Below are 4,326 nucleotides of genomic sequence, written 5' to 3'. Positions count from 1 at the left end.
CCTGGACGGCGGACGGCGCGACGTAGGCGATGATCGCGAGGATCATCGCCGCCATATGGCGCACGATTTGCCGGTCGAGGCTCATGAGGTCTGGCTTACACCGATTCCGGTGGCGGGACTATGTCCGCCGTCGAGACGTGAATGCCCGCAGGCAAGTTTGGTGTCCGGCGCATTCTTTCAAGCCGCCGCGAGGAGCGGCATCGCAGGATACCCCGCGGTGACAATGGCCTGGGCGATGCGGTCGGCCGGGCCGGCGGCACCAGACACGGCCAGGAGCTTGGCCCCCATGTCGACCTCGACGCGGGCGTTAGGCTCGACGGCGAGGACGGCGCGGGTCACCGACTTGGCACAGCCGCCGCACCCCATCTTCTCGACCTTGAAGCGATGCATGACGCTCTCCCCTGGATGGCATCCCTTCCAGATGGGGCTTCCCATATTGGGAAGGTCAAGGGCCGATACGACCTGCGTCGTCTAGCGGCTTCCGATAACCCACGCGTCATTCGCGTCGGCGCTAGGTGTCAGAGGCGGATGGGCAGGGGGCGCATGGGCGGCCGACCTTGGGCCATGTCGTCAGGCCGAGCGCGTTCTGCCGAGACGCTGCGGTTGCGGAGAGGGACCACCAGCGTGCCCGCGCCGGGAAAAAATACAGTACCAAGCGAGGCGAACTCAGAATAGAACAGCCTCGGAAACCAAGAAGCCCGCAGGCCTGGGCCTACGGGCTTCACACGGGCCGGAGCCCATGGGTTGCTGACGGCGCACCGTTCAGCGTTGACGGGTCGGATATGAGTGCATGGGGCTGGATAGTCAAGCGGGAAAATCCAGGATCCGGGCTGCACTCTACATCGACGGTTTCAATTTGTATCATTCCGTCAATGACTTAGGCGAGCCGTTCCTGAAATGGTGTAACTTCTGGAAGCTGGGGGAATCCATCATCCCGCGTCAGTCCGAGGAGCTCGTCCGCGTCGTGTTCTGCACGGCCTATTACCCCGGCGACCATAGCAAGAAAATCCGTCACGAACGCCTGGTTCGAGCTCTCAGGCTGGTCGGTGTCGAGACCGTCCTTGGTCACTTCAGCAAAGAGGATGCCAAGTGCAGGGACTGCGGTTCCGTTTGGCAGAAGCCTACCGAGAAGGCGACTGACATAAATCTGGCTCTGAACGTCAATGACGACGCAGTGCAAGACGTAATGGATACTGCTTATCTCCTGACAGCGGACACGGACCAGGCGGCTACCGCCGAGCTATTCGCTAGGCGCTTCCCGAAGAAGAAGCTGGTCAGCGTCAGCCCGCCGGGCCGAACGCACTCGCAGCACATCCTGTCGCACACGCCGCACAAGATTGCGCTGAACCGGGAGCATATCGAGAGAGCGCTTTTCCCGGGGCTGGTCGCTGCGGACGGACACGCCTCTGTCATGCGCCCGCACGAGTACGACCCTCCAGCCGGATACGTGATGTGGGACCAACGTCCGAAACCCGCGTCCAAATCGGGGGCCAAGGCGGCCCCTCCCGCGGCGGCAATGCCCGAACGCTGAAGCCCTCTCTACCTCAGGCCGGTTCCGCACCCCGGTACCGTGCGAAGGTGCTACGCCCTTCCGGCCCGAACAGGACCACGTCGTAGGTGGCCGGCTCCATGCCGTCGACCTCCATGCCGGGCGATCCCACCGGCATGCCCGGCACGGCCAGACCGATGCCCTGGGGCCTCTCGGCGAGTAGGCGCTTGATCGCGCCGGCCGGTACGTGCCCCTCGATTGCGTAGCCGTCGACCTGGGCGGTGTGGCAGGAGGCGAGGTCCCGCGGCACGCCGAGGCGGGCCTTGACCGGGTTCACGGGCCCCTCGGTCACGGTGACGGTGAAGCCGGCCTCGCGCATGTGGGCGACCCACTTCTCGCAGCAGCCGCAGGTCGGGTCCTTCGTCACCGCGACCTCGGGAAGCCCCGCGGCGAGAGCCCGCGGCCCCAAGGCCATTCCCACCGCCAGTCCCGCGAGCATCGCCCGGCGCGTCGTCCTCGTGTCGGCCATCATCGTTCGCATCCGGCGTTCCGTCACCGAGGGCAAGAGACGGCTTCCCACGATGGGAGGGTCAAGCCCCGCCACCCGGACACGTCAGGGCTTGAGACCCGCCGAGCGAGGCGGCGGGTCTCCGGGCATCGCCTCGCATCAGTACCCGTGATGGTGATGGTGGTGGCCCCGGTCGAAGTGGACGGGGCGGTCGTAGCCGTGGCGATGATGTCGCTCGTAGCCGTAGCCGTAGCCATGGCGGTGGCCGTAGCCATGGTGATGGTGGTGGTCCGAGTGGTGATGATGGCGCGGTCCGCGCTCGTACCATTGCGCGGAGGCGGCGCCGGGGAGCAGCACCAGTGCGGCAACGACCAAACCTGCGATGCGGAGCTTCATGGGAGGACCTTCGTCGTTCGGGATGTCTCCAGACTGCGGGTGTCGCGTTGAACCGGTTCTGAAGCCGGCACGCAGCCTCCGTTCAGCCAGTCGCCCCGCTTCCGTCGACGACGTCCGGCCGCGCGCGCCACAAGGCTATGGCCAACCCGAGGTTCGCCAGCGCAAGAGCCACCAGCAGGCCGTAGGCCGCGTCGGCGCCGCCGTAGGTGAGCGCCACCGCTCCGAGGGAGGGTGCCACGGCCTGCGCGATCAGGCCCGGCCGGGCCAGGCGCCCCACGAGCACAGGGTAGCGGACCGGGCCGAACAGGGCGAGCGGCACCGTGCCCCGGGCGATGGAGTAGATCCCGTTGCCGGCACCGTAGAGCACAAGGGCGAGACCGACCGCCGGCACGCCCGCCGCCAGGATGGCCAGCCCCAGAACCACCAGCGCCATGGCCACGGTCAGGGTCCAGAGCGGGTGATGCCGGCCCTTGTTCGCCATCTCGACGATGCGGGCGCCGACCTGCGCCGGCCCGATCAGCGCGCCGTAGGAGACGGCCGCGGCCAGCGCGACGCCACGGGCCTGCAGCAGCGCGATGAGGTGCACCGAGACCAGCGTCATTACGGTGCCGCCGAGAACCAGCACGCCGGCCATCAGCCGGTAGGCCCGGCGCTCTCTGGGCGTCAGCGGCCCGTCTGCGTGTTGCCCCTCGCCTTTCACGGTCTCCGGCTCAGGTGCCCCCGGGATCAGGCCGAGCACGAGCGGCAGCGTCACGACGAGGTGTAGTCCGGTATAGGCCAGGCAGGCGTGGCGCCAGCCGACCTGCTCGACAAGGAAGGCGGAGAGCGGCCAGCAGACGGTGCTGGCGAACCCGCCCCAAAGCGTCAGCGTCGTGATGGCCGGACGCGCCCCGGCGCCGTAGAGCCGGCCGAGGGTGGCGAAGGCCGGGTCATAGAGGCCGCAACCCATGCCGAGGCCGAGGAGGACCCAGCCGGCGAGGAACACGGGCAGGTTCGGTGCGAGGCCGAGCACGACGTGGCCCGCCGCCAGAAGCAGAGCCGCCGATGCCAGGACAGGCCGGCCCCCGTGCCGATGGATGGCGATTCCGACCCTGGGCGAGGCGATGGCAGCCACCAGAAGACCGATGGACAGGCCGCCGACCACCCAGGTCAGGGGCCATCCGGTATCCGCCGCGATAGGCCCGGCGAGCACCGCCGGCAGGTAGAAGGACGAGCCCCAAGCGAGGATCTCCACCACGCCCAGGGCGGAGATGACGGTGAGGCGGCCGGGTGCGGGGGCGTCAGACCTCACGGGATGCGGGCTTCAGCGCTGCTCCCTTGCCCGTGGCGCCGCGCTCGTACCATCCCTGGCTCCGGTTCACGATCCACACGACCGAGAGCATGACCGGCACCTCGATGAGGACGCCGACCACGGTTGCCAGCGCCGCGCCCGAGTTGAAGCCGAACAGGCTGATGGCGGCGGCCACCGCGAGCTCGAAGAAGTTCGAGGCGCCGATCAGCGCCGACGGGCCGGCGACGCAGTGCTGCTCGCCCGCAGCGCGGTTCAGGAGGTAGGCGAGCCCGGAGTTGAAGTAGACCTGGATCAGGATGGGTATCGCCAGCAGACCGATGACCGCCGGCTGCGCCAGGATCTGCTCGCCCTGGAAGCCGAACAGCAGCACCAGGGTGGTCAGGAGGGCGACGAGCGAGACCGGCCCGAGCTTGCCGAGCAGCCGGTCGAGTCCGGCCTGCCCGCCCGAGGCTAGGAGGCTGCGCCGCACGGCTTGGGCGACGATGACCGGGACAACGATGTAGAGGACCACCGACAGCACCAGCGTGCCCCAGGGCACCGTGATCGCCGAGAGCCCGAGCAGCAGGCCGACGATGGGGGCGAACGCGACCACCATGATGGTGTCGTTGAGCGCCACCTGGCTCAGGGTGAAGTGCGGCTCGC

The 4,326-nt window shown here is 68.2% G+C and carries 5 protein-coding genes and 1 pseudogene; 1 reads left to right on the top strand and 5 read right to left on the bottom strand.

Going from position 1 to position 4,326, the window contains the following annotated elements; all coding sequences use genetic code 11:
- Window positions 1-177: 177 nt before the first annotated feature.
- On the bottom strand, window positions 178-390 hold the full coding sequence (locus AX737_RS18515) for a heavy-metal-associated domain-containing protein (protein WP_066923976.1): 213 nt from the start codon (window positions 388-390) through the stop codon (window positions 178-180).
- A gap of 400 nt (window positions 391-790) precedes the next feature.
- Here AX737_RS18515 and AX737_RS18510 point away from each other — a divergent pair, with 400 nt between their 5' ends.
- Complete coding sequence (locus tag AX737_RS18510; RefSeq protein ID WP_066923974.1) at window positions 791-1,531, top strand: NYN domain-containing protein; 741 nt, start codon at window positions 791-793, stop codon at window positions 1,529-1,531.
- A gap of 13 nt (window positions 1,532-1,544) precedes the next feature.
- Here the strand turns inward: AX737_RS18510 and AX737_RS18505 are convergent, their stop codons facing one another.
- From AX737_RS18505 to AX737_RS18490, 4 genes and pseudogenes are all read right to left on the bottom strand, one after another.
- On the bottom strand, window positions 1,545-2,021 hold the full coding sequence (locus tag AX737_RS18505; protein WP_066923978.1) for a DUF411 domain-containing protein: 477 nt from the start codon (window positions 2,019-2,021) through the stop codon (window positions 1,545-1,547).
- A 135-nt stretch (window positions 2,022-2,156) separates the two neighbouring features.
- Window positions 2,157-2,393 carry a hypothetical protein gene (locus tag AX737_RS32215; RefSeq protein WP_082773128.1) on the bottom strand — a complete coding sequence of 79 codons (237 nt, stop codon included), beginning with the start codon at window positions 2,391-2,393 and terminating at the stop codon, window positions 2,157-2,159.
- Window positions 2,394-2,475: 82 nt separating this feature from the next.
- On the bottom strand, window positions 2,476-3,684 hold the full coding sequence (locus AX737_RS18495; RefSeq protein ID WP_066923972.1) for an MFS transporter: 1,209 nt from the start codon (window positions 3,682-3,684) through the stop codon (window positions 2,476-2,478).
- Window positions 3,674-4,326: pseudogene (locus AX737_RS18490) on the bottom strand (arsenical-resistance protein); the annotation flags it as partial. The gene AX737_RS18495 and the pseudogene AX737_RS18490, both read right to left, overlap by 11 nt.

The sequence above is a fragment of the Methylobacterium sp. CCH5-D2 genome (assembly GCF_001556475.1).
Classification (GTDB): domain Bacteria; phylum Pseudomonadota; class Alphaproteobacteria; order Rhizobiales; family Beijerinckiaceae; genus Methylobacterium; species Methylobacterium hispanicum.
The sequence above is the reverse complement of the archived record's forward strand: the minus strand, read 5'-3'. Positions and strand labels throughout refer to the sequence as shown.

Bases quoted from the DNA above. Each gene is read 5' to 3' on its own strand.
- AX737_RS18515 (WP_066923976.1), bottom strand. From the start codon at position 390: ATGCATCGCTTCAAGGTCGAGAAGATGGGGTGCGGCGGCTGTGCCAAG.
- AX737_RS18505 (WP_066923978.1), bottom strand. From the start codon at position 2,021: ATGATGGCCGACACGAGGACGACGCGCCGGGCGATGCTCGCGGGACTG.
- AX737_RS32215 (WP_082773128.1), bottom strand. From the start codon at position 2,393: ATGAAGCTCCGCATCGCAGGTTTGGTCGTTGCCGCACTGGTGCTGCTC.
- AX737_RS18510 (WP_066923974.1), top strand. From the start codon at position 791: ATGGGGCTGGATAGTCAAGCGGGAAAATCCAGGATCCGGGCTGCACTC.